The organism is Mesorhizobium sp. M8A.F.Ca.ET.202.01.1.1 (assembly GCF_004791595.1).
Classification (GTDB): Bacteria; Pseudomonadota; Alphaproteobacteria; order Rhizobiales; family Rhizobiaceae; genus Mesorhizobium.
In genome coordinates, this window is the sequence record NZ_SRUN01000028.1 from 1 (window position 1) to 20,444 (window position 20,444).

Sequence of the window (20,444 nt, forward strand, 5' to 3'; positions counted from 1 at the left end):
GTCGGGCCCCAGCTCATCCACGGTTTAAGCCACCTGAGGGGTGACGGGCTCTCGACCGCCGCCACGGATCAGGCAAGCACCTGGTCCGTGGCACCCTCAACAATGCACGATTCCAAACACACAAGGGTGTTCCAGCTTGGCGATGCCGGAAAGATAGGCGCGGACTCAAAGCTTTAGATACGAAGGCCTCGCTCCGTGGCGCACCCCTCATCCGTCTTGCCGCTTCGCGGCAATCCACCTTCCCCCACAAGGGGGAAGGAAGAGGCGCCGCGCTAGCCTCAGCTTTCGATCCAGACCTTCTCGAAGTGCTGTTCCAGCGCCTGGTGCTGCTCACATCCTTCGACGCCCTTGCGGTAGGTGCGGTAGACCGAGCGCCAGTAGGGTTGGATGATGATGCCGCTATCGCGCAGGTTCTGCTCGATCTTGGCCATGATCTCCTTGCGTGCCTTGGCGTCGGGCATGGCGAGCGCCTTGTCGAGCAGTTCGTCGAATTCCTTGTTGGCATAGGCGCTTTCGTTCCAGGCGGCGCCGGACTTGTACGCCAGCGCCAGCACCTGGACGCCGAGCGGGCGGCCGAGCCATTCGGTGCAGGAGAAGGGGTATTTGCTCCAGTCGTTCCAAAAGGTGGCGGCGGGCAGCACGGTGCGCTTGATCTTGAGGCCCGCCTCGCGCATCTGGGCGGCGATGGCATCGCCGGTGCTCTTTTGCCATTCGACGTCGACCGAGATCAGCTCGTACTCGTGGTCCGCCTTGCCGGATTCGGCGAGCAGCTTCTTGGCCTGCTCGACATCGCGCTTGGCCGGGCCGATATCGGCAAACTCAGGATGCATGGGGCCGACATGGTGGTTGTCGGCAGGCTTGCCCCGGCCGTCGAGGCCGAGCTTCAGCACGGCTGCATTGTCGACCGCGAGCTGGGCGGCGCGGCGCACCTTGACGTCGTCATAGGGCGCATTACCGACATTGAAGCGGGCGACGATGGTCGAGCCGGTGGCGATCTCGGAATTTTTGAGCCCCATCTTGTCGGTCTGCGCGACGGCGTCGGAGGCGGTTTCGTGGTCGGTGTCGATCTCGCCGGATTCGAACGCCGACAGCATCGCGTTGGGATCGGAGCCGTAGTCGATCCACTGGATGCCATCGAGATGGAACTCGCCCTTCCACCAGGGCTTGTCCTTGCGTTTCACCTCCGCACCCGTCTCGGCGTCCCATTTCACCAACTCGCAGGGACCCGTGGTGATCGCCAGCGCCTTCATGGGGTCGCCGTCGCCGTCATAGGAGCGGTGCATGATCAGGGCGGGATAGTCGGCCATGCCGGCGATCAGCGAAATGTCGGGCTTCGGCAGGTTCAGCTTGACGGTGAAATCGTCGACCTTCTCGATGCCGCCATCGACCACCTTCTTGGTGTCGGCATTGACCAGCGCGCCCATGCGCGCGGCGACCGAATTGCCGGCGACGCCCGCCTCGCACCAGCGGGCGAGGTTGTGGACGACATCATCGGCATTGAAGGCGTCGCCGTTCGACCAGGTGATGCCCTTGCGCACATGCAGGGTCAACGTTTTTGCGTCGTCGCTCATCTCCCACTTTTCCAGGAGCCAGGGCTCGAAGGAGAAATCAGTGTTCCAGCGCACCAGATATTCGTTGCAGTGGCGGGCGACGTTGGACATTTCGACACCGTCGAAGGTGCGCGGATCCTTGAAGCCCTTGACGTTCATGGCGACGCGCAGGGTGCCGCCCTTCTTGGGTTCGGCGGCGCGGGCCGGGGCCGCGGCGATGCCGCCCAGGGCAAAGGCGCCGGCGGCGCTGACGCCGAGGCCAGCCATGAGCGCCAGATATTCGCGGCGGCTGATGCCGCCCGTCTTGAAATCCTCGGCGACAGGTCTGGCTTGCGGGTGGAGCTTGCGGTCGGTCAGCATGAATTTCATCATCGTTCCCTCTTTTGTTGGGCGTCCCGACCGATCGCCAACGCGGGGGCGGCTGCGACCGCCGGGACGCCTTTGCCTGAGGGCGCGATGATAGGGCTGGGGGATCGAGGGGAGTGTTCTGGAATCCGCAGGACTTGTGCGGTGCTCCGCTCGCGGCTTCGTCATCCACGGGCGGAGCAGCCGCGCAGAGGCGTCGCGCAGACCCGAGGATCCATGCCGCGACCTTGCCGACTGGCGCAGCGGAGCAGATTCTGGACCGTGGCAACGCTTCAGAGTCCCGGCATGGATCCTAGGGTCTGCGCCGCGTCGCTGCGCTCCTTGCTTCGCCCTAGGATGACGAAGGGAAGAGGCGGCCCCACAACAAAAAACCCGGCGAGGCCGGGTTTTTCAAAGCGATCCCTGTCAGCCGAGCGTCAGCTCACCTTGGTCTGCGAGGCGGCCTGGTCCTCGGCGATCTTCTGCTGGAACATCTGCGCGAAATCGATCGGGTCGAGCATCAGCGGCGGGAAGCCGCCATTGCGCGTCGCCTCGGCGATGATCTGGCGGGCGAAGGGGAACAAAAGGCGCGGGCATTCGATGAACAGGATCGGCAGCATGTGCTCCTGCGGGAAGCCCGAAATGGCGAAGACGCCGCCATAGATCAGCTCGACGTTGAACAGCACTTCCTGGTCGAAGGAAGCCTTGGCGTTCAGCGTCAAGTTGACGTCGAACTGCTTGTCGGAGAGCGGGTTGGCGTTGACGTTGACGTTGATGGCGATGCCGGGCGCCTTGTCGCGGCCGCGCAGCGAGTTGGGCGCGCCGGGGCTTTCGAAGGACAGGTCCTTGACATACTGGGCCAGCACGTTGAGCGACGGCTGCGCCGCGCTGCCATTGCCGTTGCCGTTGGCGCCGACCGGCGCGTCATCATTGCTGGCCATGAGCCGATATCCTTTTCCCCTGGGCAGTCTCGCTCACCGAATTGAATCGGGGCTGACCGAATTGAAATCGGGCGTTCGCTACCATGGCCGGCATGACAAGACAAGGTTTGCCGCCTTGTGGCCTTGGGGCGATCGTGGCGGACGCTTCGTGCGGGGAAGATCATCGCGGGAGGCCGGCGGACAAGAAAACTGTCACCCATGCTATCGGTCCATTCTGTTACCTATCTATCCGGTTCGGACACCGGCATCCTCTCCCCGTATAGTGACGGGGAGAGGGGGTGCTGTGTCCGATGGTTTCGCCAATCATCAACGTTGGAAGGATGCGGCCGGCGTTGCGGCAGCCTCTTTCTCCCCGTCACTATACGGGGAGAAATGCCCGGCAGGGCAATGAGGGGCGGCGCCGGCCTCTCGGAACAGATCAGAACTCTAATCGTCCTTCAGCCGCCGCCAGGGCGAATTGTGGTCCGGGCCGCGCTTCAGGTCGTCCTCGCGCGAATAGTCGCCGTCTTCGAGGTCGATGACCTTGTCGCGCTGGCGGCGGAAGCCGCCGGTGGAGAAATTGCTGGCCACGACGATGCGGCCCTTGAGCCTGTTCCAGGCGAAGTCGCGCACCGGCGGCAGGAACAGCAGCAGGCCGATAATGTCCGTAATGAAGCCGGGGATGATCAGCAGGATCGCGGCGACCACGATCATGGCGCCATGGGCGAGCTGGCGGCTGGGGTCGTGGCCGGCGGCCATCTCGGCGCGGATGCGAGCCATGACGCCGAAACCCTGGTGCCGCAGCAGAAGCACGCCGGCGAAGCTCGAGGCCAGCACCAGGCCGACCGTCGCCAGCGCGCCGACCTCACGGCCGACGACGACGAAACCGGCGATTTCCAGCAGCGGCAGCGCGAGGAGAAAGAAGGGAAGCAGCGAAATGCGCAAGTCTTTACCGACCATTCGATTGTTTTGGCCCGCCGGCGACCAATCGCCGCTGGCACGGAGGCTGTTAGATAGGTATGCCTGCCTTTGATTTGAATGATTGCGCCTTGCGTTCTATATGCTTTGAATGGTGAACGCTATGCGACCGCGGCCTGTCGGCTTGACGGTCCGGCCTAGAGGCAGGGATTGATTGGCGGAAAATATGGGCTTCTTCGACTTCGGCACGATTTTCTTCCTGATCGCGGCGGTGGTGATCTTCTTCCAGCTGCGCAACGTGCTGGGCCGTCGGACCGGTAGCGAGCGGCCGCCCTTCGACCCCTACACGGCGGCGCGCACCGACAAGGAGGCCACGCAGAAGCCCGAAAACGTGGTTTCGCTGCCGCGCAAGCGGCTGCCCGGCGAGGCGGCGCCGGCCGACGCCTATACGGCGATCGACGCCTTCGCCAAGCCCGACACCGACCTCAACAAGGGCCTGCGCGCGATCAAGGACAACGACCCGTCCTTCGATCCCAAGGGTTTCGTCGACGGCGCCAAGATGGCCTATGAGATGATTGTCATGGCCTATGCCGACGGCGACCGCAAAACGCTGAAGAACCTTTTGTCGCGGGAGGTCTATGACGGGTTCGTCGCCGCGATCGGCGAGCGCGAGGCCAAGTCGGAAAAGATCCAGTCCTCCTTCGTCGGCATCGACAAGGCCGACATCGTTTCGGCCGAGATGAAGGGCGGCGAGGCGCATGTCACGCTGCGCATCATCAGCGAGCTGATCTCGGCGACGCGCGACCAGGCCGGCGCCGTCATCGACGGCGATCCGGAAACCGTGGCCGAGGTCAAGGATGTCTGGACCTTCGCCCGCGACACGCGCTCGCGCGATCCGAACTGGAAGCTCGTCGCCACCGAAGAAGAAGACTGAGCCCGGAACAGGCGGGCTCCGGTGTCGCTGTCGCCTCTCCTTGTTGAAAGGTCCTTCGGCGACCTGCCCGGCTGGGGCGGCGGCGACCATCTGCCGGCCTTCGAGGCGTTTGCCCGTTCCGCCTTGCATGTGCCGATAAAACCCTATCGCAGCGGTGCGCTGGGCGTCGATTTCGGCGCCTTCGCCGAAGCCTATGCGCAAGCGCGTGGCGCCGCGCCGGCAAACCGATCCGAGGCCCGCGCCTTCTTCGAGCGCCATTTCGTTCCCATGCTGGTCCGGCCGGAAACCGGCGCCGGCCTCGTCACCGGCTTCTACGAGCCGCAAGTCGAGGCCTCGCCGGTGCGGACGGCGCATTTTACCGTGCCGCTGCTGTCGCGGCCGGCCGATCTTGTCGACGTCGACGACGCCAACCGGCCGGCCGGGATGGATCCTTATCTCGCCTTCGCCCGCCGGGCCGCCGACGGGCTGGCCGAATATCCCGACCGTGGCGCGATCGAGCGCGGCGCGATCGCCGGCCAGGGACTGGAGATCGCCTGGCTGGCCGACAAGGTCGATGCCTTCTTCATCCATGTGCAAGGCGCGGCGCGGCTCGTCATGACCGATGGGCGGCTTTGCCGCGTCACCTACGCCGCCAAATCCGGCCAGCGTTTCACCGGGCCGGGCAAGGTGCTGAGCGAGCTGGGGGAAATCCCGCTGGGGGACGTGACGATGCAGTCGATCCGCGCCTGGTTCAAGGCGCATCCGCGGCGCGTCGACGAGATCCTGTGGCGGAACCGCTCCTACATCTTCTTCCGCGAGGCCGCGGTGGATGACGCCGCGCTCGGGCCGATCGCGGCCGCCAAGGTGCCGCTGACGCCAGGCCGCTCGATGGCCGTCGACCGGCTGCTGCACACATTCGGCACGCCTTTTTACATCGATGCGCCGACGCTCACCGCCTTCGACAAAAGGCCGTTCCGGCGGCTGATGATCGCGCAGGACACCGGCTCGGCCATCACCGGACCGGCGCGCGGCGACCTGTTCGCCGGCTCGGGCGATACCGCCGGCGAGATCGCCGGCGTGGTGCGCAACGCCGCCGATTTCTACGCGCTGGTGCCGCGCGCGCTGGCCGGGGGCGCATGATGAGCAAGCGTCCGGACAAACTCAGCGAGGACGACCGGGTGCTGTGGAACCTGGTGGCGCGCACGGCCAAGCCGCTCAAGGGCCGCGCCGCCGTCGACATTGCAGACATGGCCGTCGATGCCAGGCCGACGCCGTCGCAGCCGGCCCAGCCCGCCGCCGGCCCGGCTGGCGCGGCAAAGCCGAAGGTGCAGCATGTCACACACCGGCTCGACGAGCCGACCCTGGACAAGTTGCAGAAGGGCCGGTTGCCGATCGAGGGCCGCGTCGACCTGCATGGCATGACGCAGGACGAGGCCTATTCGCTGCTGTTCTCGTTCCTGCACCGGGCGCATGCCGGCGGCGTCCGCTATGTGCTGGTCATCACCGGCAAGGGGTCGTCCTCGGGCGGCGACGGTGTCTTGCGGCGCGCCGTGCCGGCCTGGCTGTCGACGCCGGCGTTTCGGCCGCTGGTCTCCAGCCACGACCATGCCGCCCGCAACCATGGCGGCTCGGGCGCGCTCTATATCAGGCTGCGGCGGGCGCGCTCATGACGCCGTTCGGCGAGAAGCTGCGGGCGCTGAGAGCCGAGCGCGGCATCAGCCAGAAGGACATGGCCGCGGCGATCGGCGTCAGCGCCGCCTATCTCTCGGCGCTGGAGCATGGCCGGCGCGGCGCGCCGACCTGGACGCTGATCCAGAAGATCATCGGCTATTTCAACATCATCTGGGACGATGCCGAGGAGCTGGCGCGGCTGGCCGAAGCCTCGCACCCGCGCGTCAGGCTGGACACGTCGGGTCTTTCCCCCGCCGCCACCGAACTCGCCAACCTGTTGGCCGAAAACATCGAGAAGCTGGATGAGGCGGACTTGCGCCGCATCACAGGATCGATCCAGGCGGCCTTGGGCCGGCGATCCTAGAGCAATTGCAGGAAAAGTGCGTAGCGGTTTTCCCGGGAGAAGCGCGTAGCGCTTCCCCTTGGGAATTGCGTAAAAACAAAGAGTTAGAGAATCGGTTCTTTGCTCCGACTTTGCTGCGGCCGAGCGATCGCCCGATCGCAAGAACAGCGCCCGCCGGCGAGTAGCCGACGGGCAGCCATGGTGAGATCAATTCTTACCGGCCGTGCTGCCGCCATTGCCGCCACGGCCATGGTCGCCATGGTTGCCATGATCGCGGCCGCCATTGCCACCGCCCAGGCAGTCCGACGCGCCGGCGGCGCCGCAACAGCGGCCGCTCCACAGGTCGTTGAGGCTGGTCTTGGCGCAGCTTGGAATGGTCTGCTCGGCCAGAGCGGATCCGGTCAGGGCCGAAACGGCAGCGGCGGCGAGAAGGGTGTTGCGCAGGAAAGCAGTCATTTGAAGTCTCCATGGTTTGGGTTTCTATCGTCCACGGCTGTGTGTCGCCGGGCGAACGGAAATGGTTCACGGAGGGATGAAAAATTTCGAGGGGCCCCAAAGGAGTTCGTCATCCACGGGCGGAGCGGTAGCGAAGCGGACGCGCAGACCCGAGGATCCATGCCGCGACCTGCGAACTCCGCAACGGTGCGGAACCTGGCGGTGCTGACATGAAGATAACCAGCGCGTATTGCTGGGCCGTTGTGCTCTATGGTGATGTCACGGCATGGATCCCAGGGTCTCCGCGACGTCGCTTCGCGACTGCTGCGCCCTAGGATGACGAAGCGATGGTTACGCCGCCTCAAGCGGTCCCCGGCTGTCGGCCCCTACTGCACCGAGCCCACCAGAACCTGCTGGCCGCCGCGGATCGAGACCCAGCGGCCGGTGTTGTCGATCGCCTGCCGCTTGAGGAAGCGGTAGCCGGTCTGGTCCCAGGGCTTGACCTTGTCGGTCAAATTGTCGAGCACATAATCGCCGCCGTCGGTGCGCACCGTCAGCACGGCGTGACCTTCACCATCGGGCTTGCGCACCACGGTTATCAAGAGATCGGCGAGCGAAACGCCCGTGCGGGACAGCTGGCGCCGCTTCTCCAGCACATAGTCCTCGCAGTCGCCGACGCCCTTGTCGGGATAGGCCCAGACCTCGTCCTTGCCATAGATGTCCATGTCGCTCATCGGCTTGACTGATGCATTGACCCTGGCGGTGACGTTGAGCAGCTTGCGCATCAAGCCGTCGGTCAGGGCGGCCGGCGCGAGATTGGACGGGCGGATCGAACATTCGTCCGGATGCTGCTTGCAGAAATCGTAGTGCCCGATCGGCTGCGAGGTGAGGCCCCCGGTCGCCATCGCGTCCGAAGCCCAGGCCGGCGCCATCCAGCCTCCCGTTACTGCCAGCCCGGCTGCCACGCATACGCGCAGCCTTCGCATGGTTGAGGAATTCATTGTCCCCGCTCGCCCTGTTGTTAACGAAACGTTAAGGGCGATTTACACTCCGTGTCAATTACGACGTCGGGTTGATTTGCAGCATGGTTACCCGCGGGGAGGGACAGCGGCACTTGTGCAACAGAAGCGGGCCGGCGGCCCGGCTCCGTTTCTAGAATTGCCTACCGCTTGGCGGTGCGGACCAGCTTCGGCTTCACCGCCACCCGGTTCTGGCGGCCATAGCTGGTGATGAAGTCGACGATGCGCGGCACGATCTCGGAGCGGAAGCGCGAGCCGTTGAAGACGCCGTAATGGCCGACCGCCGGCTGCATGTAATGCGCCTTCCTGTCGGCGGGGATGTTGACGCACAGGTCCTGCGCGGCCTTGGTCTGGCCAAGGCCCGAAATGTCGTCGTTCTCGCCCTCGACCGTGAACAGGGCAACGTTGCGGATGGCGGACGGATCGATCCTGGTGCCGCGATGCGTCATCTCGCCCTTGGGCAACGCATGGCGCACGAAGACGGTGTCGACGGTCTGCAGGTAGAACTCCGCCGTCAGGTCCATCACCGCCAGATACTCGTCGTAGAAGTCGCGGTGCTTTTCTGCATTGTCGCCATCATGCTTCACAAGGTGCATGAAGAAGTCCTTGTGGGCGATGATGTGGCGGTCGAGGTTCATGCTCATGAAGCCCGAAAGCTGCAGGAAGCCGGGATAGACCTCACGGCCGAAGCCCGGCACCGGCCAGGGCGCGCGCATGACGACGTTGTCGCGGAACCAGTCGATGCCCTTTTCCTCGGCCAGCAGATTGACCGCGGTCGGGTTGCGGCGGGTGTCGATCGGTCCGCCCATCAGCGTCATCGTCGAAGGGACGAAGGGGTCGCCGCGCGTTTCCATCAGCGAAACCGCCGCCAGCACCGGCACGGAAGGCTGGCACACCGCCATCACATGGGTGTCCGGACCCAGCGTGTGCAGCATGTCGATGATGTAGTCGATATAGTCGTCGAGATCGAAGCTGCCATCGGCCAGCGGCACCATGCGCGCGTCGACCCAGTCGGTGATGTGGACATCGGCATAGGGCAGCATCGCCTCGACCGTGCCGCGCAACAGCGTCGCGTAATGACCCGACATCGGCGCCACGATCAGCAGCTTCGGGTCGGCCTTGCGTCCGGCGGGAACGGCGCGCTCGAACCGGACGAGATTGCAAAACGGCTTCGACCAGATGATCTTTTCGGTGACCGCGACGCTCTTCCAGTCGACCACCGTCTTGGCCAGGCCGAATTGCGGCTTGCCGTAGCGGCGTGTGGTGCGCTCGAACAGTTCGGCGCCGGCCGCGATCGATCGGCCCCAGGGTGTGTGCGAGACCGGATTGAGCGGATTGGAGTAGAAGAGCCGGACAGCGTCGGCATAGAGCCGGGCCGGCTGCAAGGCGGCATGGTTCATTTCGTAGAGCTGGTAGTACATCAACAACCCCGCTGCTGCCTCGACCGAAGGGACGACGAGCAGCGCCGAGCCTTGAATGTCACGCGGGGAGGTTAACAACTAATTGCTGCGATGCAATACGTCACGTGGCGTGACCAATGCTTCTTTCGTCCAAAGCCTTGAAAACCGGCCCCGGACGGCACAGCCGGCTCAATGTGCGCCGCCGAAATGTGTAGGATATGTGTCAGGCCTTCACGCCGGACACCTGACCATGATCCCCGAAAAATACCCGCTTTGCGCCGCTGAGCCGCGGTCCGGGAGGGATCATGGTCAAGAGACGGTCATATCAGACGCGCGCCATGCAGACCGCAGTCTGGCCGGAGCCGATGAAGCCGAGCTGGCCGGCGGCGCCTTTCGACAGGTCGAGAACGCGGCCCTTGATGAAGGGACCACGATCGTTGATGCGCACGACGACGCTGCGGCCGTTGTTCTTGTTGGTGACCCGCAATTTGGTGCCGAAAGGCAGCGTGCGGTGGGCGGCGGTCATCGCCGAGGGGTTCATGCGCTCGCCCGAGGCGGTCTTCGAGTGCAGCGCGTACCAGGAAGCGCGGCCACACTGGCCGGCGGCGGCGGTTGCCGAAGTGGCGGAGGCGCCGACCATCAGGCCAGCCGCGATCGTTACCGCGACAAGCGCGGTCTGTTTTGGGGTCTTCATATTTGGGGGATGGCTCCGTTTTTGACAGACCCCAGCCGTTAGGTCGAGAATAAGGCAGGAAATGCGGCAGTGATCTGGCGGTTCCATGGCGAGATCACACGTTTGGAGTCACCGGGTAACAGTCTGTCAGGGAGTTTCTGGCGCGCCAGGATCAGTTTTCGACCTTGTTTTGATCGGCAGGAAGGACTTTCATGACAAGGTTAGACGTTGATCTTCAAATAGAAACCTGCGCGATCTGGTCACTTCCTTCGGCTCTTTCATCGCGTCGATAGCGCCGCAATCGATCGACTTTCAAAATCGGGGTCCGACAATGAGACTGACCAAGAATCTGCTGGCGTTGATTGTGCTGGCCATCGGTGCGCTGTGGTCGCTGCAAGGCATCGGCGTGATCGGCGGCAGCTTCATGACCGGCCAGTCGCAATGGCTCTATATCGGCCTCGCCACCATGCTGATCGGCCTGGCCGGGCTGGTGTGGGCGAACCGTCGGCTTCGATGAAAGGTCGGGGAAGCCGCTCGTCAATCGCGCCGGCGCTGCGGCCTTAACCGAACAGCTGGTCGAGAATCCTGCCTTCGAGGCGGGCAAGCTCGGCGGAACCGCGGCGGCGCGGCCGTTCCACCGGCACATCCAGATCGAGCGCGATCCTGCCGCCGCTTATCACCACCACCCGGTCGGCGAGCGCAACCGCTTCGGCGACATCATGCGTGACCAGCACGGCGGTGAATTTCTGGGCTATCCAGATACGCTCCAGCAATTGCTGCATCTCGATGCGGGTCAGCGCGTCGAGCGCCCCGAGCGGCTCGTCGAGCGCCAGGACCTGCGGGTGACCGACCAGCGCGCGGGCCAGCGCCACGCGCTGCTTCTGGCCGCCGGACAGCACCGAGGGCCATTCATCGGCGCGATCGGCGAGACCGACCTCGCCAAGAATGTCGAGCGCGCGTTGCCTCGCTTGCGTGCCGGAGGCGAGGCCGGTCAACCCGACCTCGACATTTTTCACCACGCTGGCCCAGGGCAGCAGGCGCGGTTCCTGGAACATGAAGCGCGTGCGGCTGTGGCCCTCTTCCTCGGCTCCCAGCGTCAGCGATCCCGAAGTCGGCCGGTCGAGCCCCGCGAGCAGGCGGAGCAGCGTGCTCTTGCCGCAGCCGCTTTTGCCGATGACGGCGACGAACTGCCCGACCGGAACGTCGAGATCGATGCCGTCGAGAACGGTCTTGTCGCCAAAGCGTTTCTCCACGCCCTTGAAGGCGAAGGCACGCCTGCCTTCGACCGATATCGCCGGGCGCGCGGGCGCTGGCGTGGTGACAAAGGAGCGGACGGCGGTCAGACTGGCGGCTGGCATCGAATACTCATCCGTTCTGAAAGGCGGGATGCCAGCCGAGCGACAGGCGCTCGAGCAGGCGGGCGAGACTGTCGGCGAGCTTGCCGAGCAGCGCGTAGATCAGGATCGACAGCACGACGACATCGATCAGCAGGAACTCGCGCGCCTGCATGGCCATGTAGCCGAGCCCGGAGCTGGCCGAGATGGTTTCGGCGACGATCAGCGTCAGCCACATGATGCCCAAGGCGTAGCGCAGGCCGACGAAGATCGCCGGCAGCGCGCCGGGCAGGATGACGCGGAAGAACAGCGCGCGCCGGTCCATGCCGTAGACGCGGCCCATCTCCACCAGTTGCGGGTCAACGCTCTGGATGCCGAGCAGCGTGTTGACGTAGATCGGAAAGAACACGCCGAGCGCCACCAGGAACAGTTTTGCTTCCTCGTCGATGCCGAACCACAGGATGACCAGCGGAATCAGCGCCAGGTGCGGAATGTTGCGGATCATCTGCAGCGTGGTGTCGGTCAGGCCGCGGCTCAGCGTCGACAGCCCGTTGGCAAGGCCGAGCGCGAAGCCGATCGAGCCGCCGACGGCGAAGCCGGCCAGGGCGCGCGCCGTCGAGACGCCGATGTTGCGGATCAGTTCACCGGACAGCGTCAAACGCCAGAAGGCCTCGGCGACGGCGCTTGGTGCCGGAAGCACGTTGGCCGGCATGACGCCGGCGCGGGACGCCACCTCCCAGCCGGCAAGCACCAGCACCGGCAGTAGCCAGCCGATGCCGTTCCTGCGCAGGTGCGTGGAAAAGCTCATGACGCGGCCTGCAGGCGGGCCGCGCCATGGAAGCCGACCGAGAATTCGTTGGCGATGTCTTCGCGCGGCTTGAGCCGCCTGGTACCAAGCCCGAGCTTGGGGAAGAGCAGTTCGGCGACGCGATAGGCTTCCTCGAGATGCGGATAGCCGGAGCCGATGATGGTGTCGATGCCGATCGCCTGGTACTCGCGAATGCGGTCGGCGACCTGCTCCGGCGTGCCGACCAGCGCGGTGCCGGCACCGCCGCGCACCAGCCCGACGCCGGCCCACAGATTGGGCGAGACGACCAGCCTGTCGCGGCGGCCGCCATGCAGTTCGGCCATGCGGCGCTGGCCGACCGAGTCCATCTGGTTGAGGAACCGCGCCTGCGCGTTCTCGATCTGCGCATCGGTGACGTGGCTGATCAACCGGTCGGCGGCGCGCCAGGCTTCATCCTCGGTTTCGCGAACAATGAAATGCAGCCGGATGCCGAAACGCAGTTCGCGGCCGCGCAATGCCGCCTTCGCGCGCGCCGAAGCCAGCTTTTCGGCGACCTGCGCCGGTGGCTCGCCCCAAGTGAGGTACATATCCACCAGGTCGGCGGCAAGATCCTGCCCGGCGTCGGACGAGCCGCCGAAATAAAGCGGCGGCCGCTCCTGTGATGGCAGAAGGTCGAGGCGGCCATTCTCGACGCGGTAATATTTGCCGTCGAAATTGACGCGCTCGCCGGACACCAGACCGCGCCAGATGGTCAGGAATTCATGCGCCTGCGCATAGCGCTCGTCATGTGGCAGGAAGACGCCGTCGCCGGCAAGCTCGGCCGGATTGCCGCCGACCACGACATTGAGCAGCAGGCGGCCGTTGCTCAGACGGTCGAGAGCCGCCGTCTGGCGCGCCGCGAAGGTCGGCAGGGTCACGCCCGGCCGCAGCGCGACGAGGAATTTGAGCCTTTCGGTCAGCGTCGCCAGTCCAGTGGCGGTGATCCAGGAATCCTCGCAGTTCTGTCCGGTCGGCAACAGCACGCCGGGGAAGCCGAGCCGGTCGACTGCCTGCGCGATCTCCTTGAAATAGCCGAACTCCGGCGGCCGCTGCTGCTGCTCGGAGCCAAGATAGGAACCGTCGCCATGCGTCGGGATGAACCAGAAGAAATCGAGTGGCTTGGCTGGCGTGGTCAAGGCGGCCTCCTGGAGGTCAAAGGCACAATGGCAACGGCGCCGGGCGTTCCTCCACCCGGCGCCGCGTGACGAAAAATCAATTGCCCGGCGCTGTCCAAACCGCGTCGGAAATCCGCACCGCCTTGGGGATCAGGCCAAGCTTGTAGAAGCGGTCGGCGGTAGCCTGCTGGCCGGCAACGATCTCGTCGGTGATCGGAAAGATGCCGAACTTGCTGCGATTGGCGGCGATGGTCTGTGCGTCGAGCGGCACGCCGGTCACCTCATGCAACGCCTCGGCCACCTTGTCGCGATTCTGGTCCGCCCATTTCGCCGCCTCGCCAAGCGCGGCGATGGTCGTGGTGACGATTTCGGGATGCGCCTTGGCGAAATCCTTGTTGGCGAGGAAATAGGTGTTGACCTTGAGCACCTCGCTGGAGCGGGCCAGCACACGCGGCTGGTAGCGGGTTTCGGCGATGGCAAAGAAGGGATCCCAGACCGCCCAGGCATCGATCTGGTCGCTGGCGAAGGCAGCGGCCGCATCCGCCGGGCTGAGATAGACCGGCGTGATCTGATCGAAGGCGACACCTGCCTTTTCCAGCGCGGCGACGAGAAGATTATGCGCACTGGTGCCCTTGCCGACGCCGACGCGCTTGCCCTTGAGGTCGGCGACCGCCTGGACCGGCGAGGCCGGCTTGACGAAGATCGCCTCGCCTTCGCCATTGGACGGCAGCGCCGCGGCATAGACGATGTTGGCGCCGGCCGATTGACCGAAGATCGGCGGCGCGTCGCCGGTCCAGCCGGCATCGATGGCACCGACATTGAGCGCTTCGACCAATGGCGGCCCGGCGGTGAACTCGACCCACTTCACGGTAACGCCCTTGTCGCCGAGCGCCTTCTCGATCACCTGCTGCTGCCTGGCGATCACCGGCAGGCCGGTCTTCTGGTAGCCGATGCTGAACTGCTTCAGGTCCTGCGCGGCGGCGCCGAACGACGGCACGACTGTCGCGGCCAGAAGGCCAATGCCGAAAACGCGTCTCGTCAGATTGAACATGATCCCTCTCCTTCAATGCGCGCGGCAGGAAATGTCCTCACCGGTTGGAAGATGGATCAGGCTAGGTAGTTCTATAAATTTAGTAGAGAAATAATTTTGCGAGATGATTGTGACGGGCGGAATTTTTTTCTACGGCACCTATACCTTCGTCATCCTAGGGCGAAGCAAGGAGCGAAGCGACGCGGCGCAGACCCTAGGATCCATGCCGTGACTTTGGTCGTAGAATGCGACGGATCAGAAACGACGCTTACACGCTCACTCACCCGGATTACGCTTCAAACATGACCGGCTATGTCTACATGACCGCAAGCCAGAAACGTGGCACTATCTACATTGGCGTCACCAACGACCTCGGCCGCCGTGTACCCGAGCACAAATCTGGCCAAGGCTCAGGCTTTACCAGTCGCTACGGCGTGCAACGCCTTGTCTGGTACGAAGAGTATTTCGACATCACTGATGCGATCCAACGTGAGAAGTCCCTGAAACGCTGGCCACGCCAATGGAAGATCGAGCTGATCGAGAAAGCTAATCCGGAATGGTTCGAACTCTTTCGCGGAACTGGGTGGTGAGCCGTTTTTGCACCGTTGCAACGCACCACAGTCGCGGCATGGATCCTAGGGTCTGCGCGCGTCGCTTTGCTCCTTGCTTCGCCCTAGGATGACGAAGACGTGGAGGCTAGCGCGAAAGATCGCTAACGCTATGCCTCGGTGCGCCAATCACTGCTCCCTCACTGCGACCAGTACTGCCAGGCCCAATAAAAGCTCTCGTCGCGCGGCGGCAGGCGGTCGTGCCCGGCGCGGAGATGGACCGGCGCCGGCGAGCGCGGGCCGTCCTCGTTTGCCGCTTTGTCGTCGGCGGCAAGGCCGAGCAGCCAGGAGCCGACATGAGCAAACAACACGGCGGTGGAATGGGTCATCGTCATTCTCCTTTTCCGATCATTCACGCCCCGCCCACGGGACGAGCACGCGCTCGATCCGGCGGATGGTGAATTCGAGCACGAAGGCGATGGCCGCGATCACCAATATGCCCATCACCACCACGTCGGTGACGAGGAATTGGGCCGCGGACTGGATCATGAAACCAAGGCCGCGCGTCGCCGCCACCAGTTCGGCCGCGACCAGTGTCGACCAGCCGGCGCCGAGCGCGATGCGCAGGCCGGTCAGGATCGAGGGCAGGGCGCTGGGCAGGATCACGTGGCGGACCACCTGGGCGCGCGTCGCGCCAAGCGAACGCGCGGCGTTGATGCGCTCCCGCGAGACGCCGCGGACGCCCGAGGCGGTCGACAGGGCGACCGGCGCCAGCATGGCGATGGCGATCACCAGGATCTTCGACGGCTCGCCGATGCCGAACCAGATGATGACCAGCGGCAGATAGGCCAGCGGCGGGATCGGCCGCAGGAATTCGAGCAGCGGATCGAAGATGCCGCGCCCCACCGTGCTGATGCCGATGGCGAGCCCCACCGGCACACCGACCAGGATGGCGGCGGCCAGCGCGGCAAAGACGCGGCCGAGGCTGGCGACGACATGCTGCAGCAGCGTCGCGTCGACGAAGCCGTCGCGGATGACGACGACGAACTTGTTCCACACGGCGAGCGGCGAAGGCAGGAACACCGGCGACACCAGCTGCAGGCGGGCCGACAGCGTCCAGAGCGCCAGCACCGCCAGGATGGTGGCGGCGCTGACCATGCGCGCCGAAACGCCGGTCCGTTTCGTCCGTGGCCTCGACCAGGGCACCGACAGGCCGTCGGTTTCGTCCGTCGTTGAACCGGGCCGTTCCGTGTAGGAGGAAATGGTCATGCCGCCTCTCCCTCGAAGATCGCGTCGGTCAGTTCGCCGCGCGCCGCCGCGAAGGCCGGGTCGGCCTTGATGGCGCGAATGGGCTCGCCGGAGGCATAGCGCCGGGAGAAGCCCGGCTCGAAGGTTCGCACCACGCGTCCGGGGCCGGGCGCCAGCACGACGACGCGGGTGGCGAGCACCAGCGCTTCCTCAATGCCGTGCGTCACCATCAGCACGCCGGCGTGGCTTACCGTCCAAAGGTCGAGCAGCGTCGTCTGCATGCGTTCGCGCGTCAGCGCGTCGAGCGCGCCGAGCGGCTCGTCGAGCAGCAGGAATTCGGGTTCGGCGGCGAGCGCGCGGGCAAGGCCGACACGCTGGCGCATGCCGCCCGACAGCTCCCAGATGCGCTTGTCGCCGGCATCGCCGAGCTTCACCAGGTCCAGCAGCCGGTCGGCGCGCCGCGCCCGCTCGATCGGCCTGACACCGCGCAGCCGCAGCGCGAAGGCGACGTTCTCGCGGGCGGTCAACCAGGGAAACAGCGCATCGTTCTGGAACACCACCGCCCGGTCCGAACCGGGTCCGGTGATCGGCTGGCCGTTGATCGAGGCCGTGCCGCGCGCGGGCGCGACCAGGCCGGCGGCGACGTTGAGCAGCGAGGTCTTGCCACAGCCGGAGCGGCCGACAAGAACGACGAAGTCATTCCCGGCGACGTTGATCGACACCCGCTCGACGGCGGGCGCCGGCTGGCCGTCATAGTGGATGGAGATCTTGTCGAGCACGAGATTCGGCATGGGCCCCTCGCCGAGCAATTCCAGAAAAGTGTCAGGCGGTTTTCCGTCCGGAATTGCGTCAGGGATGAATCGGTTCGGTAAAATCCGCCTGCCCCGAAACCGCGCCTCGTCAGCGGCTCCGGGACAGGCAACGCACGGCGTCCGGGAAGGTGAGCCGCGCGTTTGGGCCGTCAGTTCGAGGCCAGCGCCTCGGTGACGTATTTCGACGTCACGTATTTCGAGTAGTCCGGCAGCACGGCGTCGACCTTGCCTTGCTCCTTGAGGAAGGCGGACGCGGCCGCGACCGCCTTGACCGTGCCGCCGCCGAGGAATTTGTCCGAGGCCTGCTCTTCAAGCGTCGGGAACACATAACCCTTCAGGAGCTCCGGCACTTCTTCCAGCTTGGCGCCGGTGAGCCTGGCGATCGACGCGGCCTGCGGCGACGACACCGACCAGGCGTCGGGCTTGGCGAGATATTCGGCATAGGCTGATCCCGTCACCTTGACGAAGTCGCGCACGGCTTCCGGATTCCTGTCGGCGAAGTCGGTGCGCACGATCCAGGCATCGAAGGTCGGCGCGCCCCAGGCGGCGACCTGCGAGGAATCCAGCACCACCTTGCCCGATGTCTTGATTTGGCCCAGCGCCGGATCCCAGACATAGGCGGCATCGATATCGCCGCGCGCGAAGGCGGCGGCGATTTCCGGCGGCCTGAGATTGAGGATCTGGACCGACTTCGGATCGACATTCTCATGCTTGAGCGCGGCAAGCAGGCTGTAATGCGTCGTCGACACGAACGGCACGGCGACCTTCTTGCCGGCGAGGTCGGCGACCTTCTCGATACCGGCGCCGTTGCGGGCGACCAGCGCTTCCGACGGCCCGATCAGGCCGACCACGAAGATTGTCTGGATCGGCAGTTCGCGGCTGGCGGCGGCCGCCAGCGGGCTCGAGCCGACATAGCCGATATCGACCGAGCCGGAGGCGACCGCGGCGATGACGTCGGCGCCGGAATCGAATTTACGCCAGTCGATGCTGGCCTTGGTGGCCTTTTCATAGGCGCCGTCGGCCTGCGGCACCTTGGAGGGCTCGACCACCGTCTGGTAGCCGATGGTGATCTTCCGGTCATCGGCCATGGCCGGACCGAGGAAGGCGGCGCCGGCAAGGGCCGCCGAAGACAGGAGAATGATGCGGCGTGAAATGCTGGACATGAAAGGCTCCTTGAAAAAGGGGAAAACCGGATTGCCTGTTCATAGTCAGCTAATTCTATGGTTCTTGTAGAGTTAAATCCTTCCAACGAAGGTGGGTTTGTTGGAAAAAATCTGCCGATGAGACCCCGCCGAGGCGGAAAGGGCGGCTCCGGTGCGCCCACCCTGACATAGCGGTACGGGCGTCGGGGGCGAAATCGTCGGGCTGGGACCGTCACTGTCCACCGAACGGTGGACGACCCGAAATTCTTTTCGTGGTGGTCTGCGTCTACCTCTAGTCCCGATCCAATGGGCACCCATAGATTTCAAATGCTTGGAGAATACGATGACAATTGAGGATGATTGCGAATGCAATACAATTTGCCCGCAATACCAGCACTGTATTTGTATTTATCACCACGACGAAGGATATTGTGACTGCACTTGCGGGCCGCTGCAGATCCTATCCGAGCGCGCCGCAAAGCGGCCGTCGCATAGCATTATAAATATCTGCGTAAAGGGTGCCGAATTGTCGGCCGTGGCGGCGTTCCTGAGCAGGTACAGCGAGGAAGAATTGTTCATCCCGGCCGCGCGCGCGAGGACGAAAATTTCGCTCGAGATCAAAAAGACAACGCTTGCCAGCGTGATCGAGCACATTGGTTTGCGGATCGGACTGCCTGGTTGAAATGAATTCCCGCGACAAGGCCGCTTGAGTTCTTTGCTGGTTGCAACCGGCCCGCGCCGTATGTCTCCCCGCAGCCGGGGTCTGCTCACAGGGCTACGCCACGCCGGCCATAGGCGACGCCAGCGACGCGGCGAGCTGAACCAGCTCGGCCTGTCGCCGCACCCCGGTCTTCTCGAACAGCCGCAGCAAATGCGTCCTGACCGTGCTCCGGCCGATGTTGAGGGCATCGGACGTCTCCTCCACCGTGCGGCCCGCCGCGATCTGCTCGAAGACACGTGCCTCGGCCGGCGTCAGGCCGAACAGCGCCGCGACCAGCGCGGTCGGCGCGACAAAGGGCGTATCCGCGCGTGCGACAAACACCGCCGCCACCACGCTGGCATCGAACGCCCCGCGCCCCGGACGCAGCGGCAGCACGTGCAAGGCTCCGGCCGAGCCGTCCTTCCAGCGTATCGGAACTCCCAGTCCCTTGCGGTCGATGGCGCTTTCGTCCTGTGCCGCCTGCGATACCGCGACGGCCAGCGCGCTGGACACGGCGGCGACCCTGGCGGTAAGAACTCCGTTGCGGATGTTCAGCAACTCGCCCGTGGCGACGATGTCCTGGGCAGCTGGATTGGCATGCACGACATGCAGATCGGCGGTGGTGAGAAGGATCGGCGCCGTCAGCGTGTCGAGCACCGTCTGGAAGGTCGACCGGGCGATCGCCGCCATGTCCAGCAGCCGGTTGATCGTCGCGGCGCGCTGCAGATGCGGGATCAGCAATCGGGCGGCCTCAATCTGCAGATCGCTGATGGGAGCGGCATCGACATGGCGGCTGAAGGACAGCGAGCCTAGACCACGCCCATCCCGCGCGAGCGGCAGCGCCAGGGAATCGATCATGCCTTGCGGTTTGCCGCACTCCACGAAATAGCGGTTCGTCGTGGTGTCGAGGTTGGGATTGACTTGGCTCAACACCGCCGGCCGATCCATCGGCAGCGAGCCTACCACCGCCATGCCACCCCATAGCTCGACGATTTCAGCGCCGTAGCTGGCCATCCGGTCGACATAGGGCTGCGGGATGTTGCTGGTCACGTTGACCAGCACCTCGCCCGACGGCAATGCTTGCAGGCGGATGGCGGCGGTCCCGAAGCCGAGCGCGATGCGCATCTCCTCGATCGCGACGGGCCAGCGCGCGGGATCGATCGCGGCGTCGTAGATCAGCCCGATCAGTTCGGACAACTGAGCCATCGAGAAGGCAGAACGCATCGCCACCATCCTTGCCGCACGGCAACAAAATCCTTGCTGTACCGCAGCAAAATTAAAGCATGATCCGGATCGGGCAAGCCCTTTGATCATCTCCCGACGGGGATGGTCATCCGGCCCCGGGCGCTACCATCGAACTCCGGCCGTCGCTATCCACCGAATGGTGGAAGACGCGGCATTCTCTTTGTGTTCGGTTGCCCCCCGTCGGGTGCTGCGGTCCTGCGCGGAATTCGAGGGCGTCGGTGTTTGCAAGGCGAGTGCTGTTCGGGGACGGCAGCACA

Annotated in this window: 23 protein-coding genes; 7 read left to right on the forward strand and 16 right to left on the reverse strand. The window is 64.8% G+C overall.

The genetic code is table 11. The annotated features are described in order from the left end of the window. Positions 1–278: 278 nt before the first annotated feature. The 3 genes from EN845_RS32525 to EN845_RS32535 form a co-directional block, all read right to left on the reverse strand. The gene (locus tag EN845_RS32525; RefSeq protein ID WP_127873564.1) at positions 279–1,919 is read right to left on the reverse strand and encodes an ABC transporter substrate-binding protein; all 1,641 of its coding nucleotides are present in this window, start codon (positions 1,917–1,919) and stop codon (positions 279–281) included. 413 nt (positions 1,920–2,332) lie between these two features. Beyond that, complete coding sequence (secB, locus tag EN845_RS32530; protein ID WP_127277690.1) at positions 2,333–2,836, reverse strand: protein-export chaperone SecB; 504 nt, start codon at positions 2,834–2,836, stop codon at positions 2,333–2,335. Positions 2,837–3,262: 426 nt separating this feature from the next. Further along, entirely contained in the window at positions 3,263–3,760 is a 498-nt protein-coding gene (locus EN845_RS32535) for an FxsA family protein (protein WP_127873563.1), read from the reverse strand. A gap of 199 nt (positions 3,761–3,959) precedes the next feature. Here EN845_RS32535 and EN845_RS32540 point away from each other — a divergent pair, with 199 nt between their 5' ends. The 4 genes from EN845_RS32540 to EN845_RS32555 are packed head-to-tail and all read left to right on the forward strand — an operon-like array spanning position 3,960 to position 6,681. Then, positions 3,960–4,667 carry a Tim44/TimA family putative adaptor protein gene (locus EN845_RS32540; protein WP_127277701.1) on the forward strand — a complete coding sequence of 236 codons (708 nt, stop codon included), beginning with the start codon at positions 3,960–3,962 and terminating at the stop codon, positions 4,665–4,667. 21 nt (positions 4,668–4,688) lie between these two features. Beyond that, positions 4,689–5,786 (forward strand): murein transglycosylase A, encoded by a 1,098-nt coding sequence (locus EN845_RS32545; protein ID WP_127873560.1) that lies wholly within the window; start codon positions 4,689–4,691, stop codon positions 5,784–5,786. Then, positions 5,786–6,316: a Smr/MutS family protein gene (locus EN845_RS32550; RefSeq protein ID WP_127873559.1), complete on the forward strand. Its 531-nt coding sequence runs from the start codon at positions 5,786–5,788 to the stop codon at positions 6,314–6,316. Before EN845_RS32545 ends, EN845_RS32550 begins: the two co-directional genes overlap by 1 nt. Then, positions 6,313–6,681, forward strand: a complete 369-nt coding sequence (locus EN845_RS32555; protein WP_127873558.1) for a helix-turn-helix transcriptional regulator — start codon at positions 6,313–6,315, stop codon at positions 6,679–6,681. The genes EN845_RS32550 and EN845_RS32555 overlap by 4 nt, the downstream gene beginning before the upstream one ends. A 186-nt stretch (positions 6,682–6,867) precedes the next feature. On the opposite strand, the gene EN845_RS32560 is transcribed toward EN845_RS32555, so the two are convergent. The 4 genes from EN845_RS32560 to EN845_RS32575 form a co-directional block, all read right to left on the reverse strand. Continuing rightward, positions 6,868–7,116, reverse strand: coding sequence for a hypothetical protein (locus tag EN845_RS32560; RefSeq protein ID WP_127277694.1), 249 nt, complete (start codon positions 7,114–7,116; stop codon positions 6,868–6,870). 365 nt (positions 7,117–7,481) lie between these two features. Continuing rightward, positions 7,482–8,096 carry a transglutaminase-like cysteine peptidase gene (locus EN845_RS32565; protein WP_127873557.1) on the reverse strand — a complete coding sequence of 205 codons (615 nt, stop codon included), beginning with the start codon at positions 8,094–8,096 and terminating at the stop codon, positions 7,482–7,484. 161 nt (positions 8,097–8,257) lie between these two features. Then, complete coding sequence (locus EN845_RS32570; RefSeq protein WP_127873562.1) at positions 8,258–9,535, reverse strand: polyhydroxyalkanoate depolymerase; 1,278 nt, start codon at positions 9,533–9,535, stop codon at positions 8,258–8,260. Positions 9,536–9,839: 304 nt separating this feature from the next. Continuing rightward, positions 9,840–10,208, reverse strand: coding sequence for a septal ring lytic transglycosylase RlpA family protein (locus EN845_RS32575; protein WP_127873556.1), 369 nt, complete (start codon positions 10,206–10,208; stop codon positions 9,840–9,842). Between the two features lie 310 nt (positions 10,209–10,518). On the opposite strand from EN845_RS32575, the gene EN845_RS35665 reads away from it, so the two are divergent. Next, a complete protein-coding gene (locus EN845_RS35665; RefSeq protein ID WP_167531555.1) occupies positions 10,519–10,704 on the forward strand; it encodes a hypothetical protein in 186 nt (61 codons plus the stop codon). Positions 10,705–10,747: 43 nt separating this feature from the next. Here EN845_RS35665 and EN845_RS32585 read toward each other — a convergent pair whose 3' ends face one another. The 4 genes from EN845_RS32585 to EN845_RS32600 all read right to left on the reverse strand — a co-directional run bounded on the left by EN845_RS32585 (position 10,748) and on the right by EN845_RS32600 (position 14,513). Then, entirely contained in the window at positions 10,748–11,545 is a 798-nt protein-coding gene (locus tag EN845_RS32585; RefSeq protein WP_127873555.1) for an ATP-binding cassette domain-containing protein, read from the reverse strand. 7 nt (positions 11,546–11,552) lie between these two features. Then, the gene (locus tag EN845_RS32590; RefSeq protein ID WP_127873554.1) at positions 11,553–12,329 is read right to left on the reverse strand and encodes an ABC transporter permease subunit; all 777 of its coding nucleotides are present in this window, start codon (positions 12,327–12,329) and stop codon (positions 11,553–11,555) included. Further along, positions 12,326–13,483 (reverse strand): FMNH2-dependent alkanesulfonate monooxygenase, encoded by a 1,158-nt coding sequence (ssuD, locus tag EN845_RS32595; protein ID WP_127873553.1) that lies wholly within the window; start codon positions 13,481–13,483, stop codon positions 12,326–12,328. Before ssuD ends, EN845_RS32590 begins: the two co-directional genes overlap by 4 nt. A gap of 76 nt (positions 13,484–13,559) precedes the next feature. Continuing rightward, positions 13,560–14,513, reverse strand: a complete 954-nt coding sequence (locus EN845_RS32600; RefSeq protein ID WP_127873552.1) for a sulfonate ABC transporter substrate-binding protein — start codon at positions 14,511–14,513, stop codon at positions 13,560–13,562. Positions 14,514–14,794: 281 nt separating this feature from the next. Between EN845_RS32600 and EN845_RS32605 the strand changes: the two genes are divergently transcribed. Next, positions 14,795–15,082: a GIY-YIG nuclease family protein gene (locus EN845_RS32605; protein WP_127281040.1), complete on the forward strand. Its 288-nt coding sequence runs from the start codon at positions 14,795–14,797 to the stop codon at positions 15,080–15,082. Positions 15,083–15,240: 158 nt separating this feature from the next. Here the strand turns inward: EN845_RS32605 and EN845_RS32610 are convergent, their stop codons facing one another. From EN845_RS32610 to tauA, 4 genes are all read right to left on the reverse strand, one after another. Next, positions 15,241–15,429 (reverse strand): hypothetical protein, encoded by a 189-nt coding sequence (locus EN845_RS32610; protein WP_127873551.1) that lies wholly within the window; start codon positions 15,427–15,429, stop codon positions 15,241–15,243. Between the two features lie 19 nt (positions 15,430–15,448). Continuing rightward, positions 15,449–16,309 (reverse strand): ABC transporter permease subunit, encoded by an 861-nt coding sequence (locus EN845_RS32615; protein WP_127873550.1) that lies wholly within the window; start codon positions 16,307–16,309, stop codon positions 15,449–15,451. Then, positions 16,306–17,079 (reverse strand): taurine ABC transporter ATP-binding protein, encoded by a 774-nt coding sequence (locus tag EN845_RS32620; protein WP_127873549.1) that lies wholly within the window; start codon positions 17,077–17,079, stop codon positions 16,306–16,308. Before EN845_RS32620 ends, EN845_RS32615 begins: the two co-directional genes overlap by 4 nt. Positions 17,080–17,249: 170 nt before the next feature. Then, positions 17,250–18,263 (reverse strand): taurine ABC transporter substrate-binding protein, encoded by a 1,014-nt coding sequence (gene tauA / locus EN845_RS32625; protein WP_127873548.1) that lies wholly within the window; start codon positions 18,261–18,263, stop codon positions 17,250–17,252. 322 nt (positions 18,264–18,585) lie between these two features. Here tauA and EN845_RS32630 point away from each other — a divergent pair, with 322 nt between their 5' ends. Beyond that, positions 18,586–18,924 (forward strand): hypothetical protein, encoded by a 339-nt coding sequence (locus EN845_RS32630; RefSeq protein ID WP_127280499.1) that lies wholly within the window; start codon positions 18,586–18,588, stop codon positions 18,922–18,924. A gap of 93 nt (positions 18,925–19,017) precedes the next feature. Here EN845_RS32630 and EN845_RS32635 read toward each other — a convergent pair whose 3' ends face one another. Beyond that, positions 19,018–20,139, reverse strand: coding sequence for a helix-turn-helix transcriptional regulator (locus tag EN845_RS32635; RefSeq protein ID WP_167531556.1), 1,122 nt, complete (start codon positions 20,137–20,139; stop codon positions 19,018–19,020). Positions 20,140–20,444: the final 305 nt, after the last annotated feature.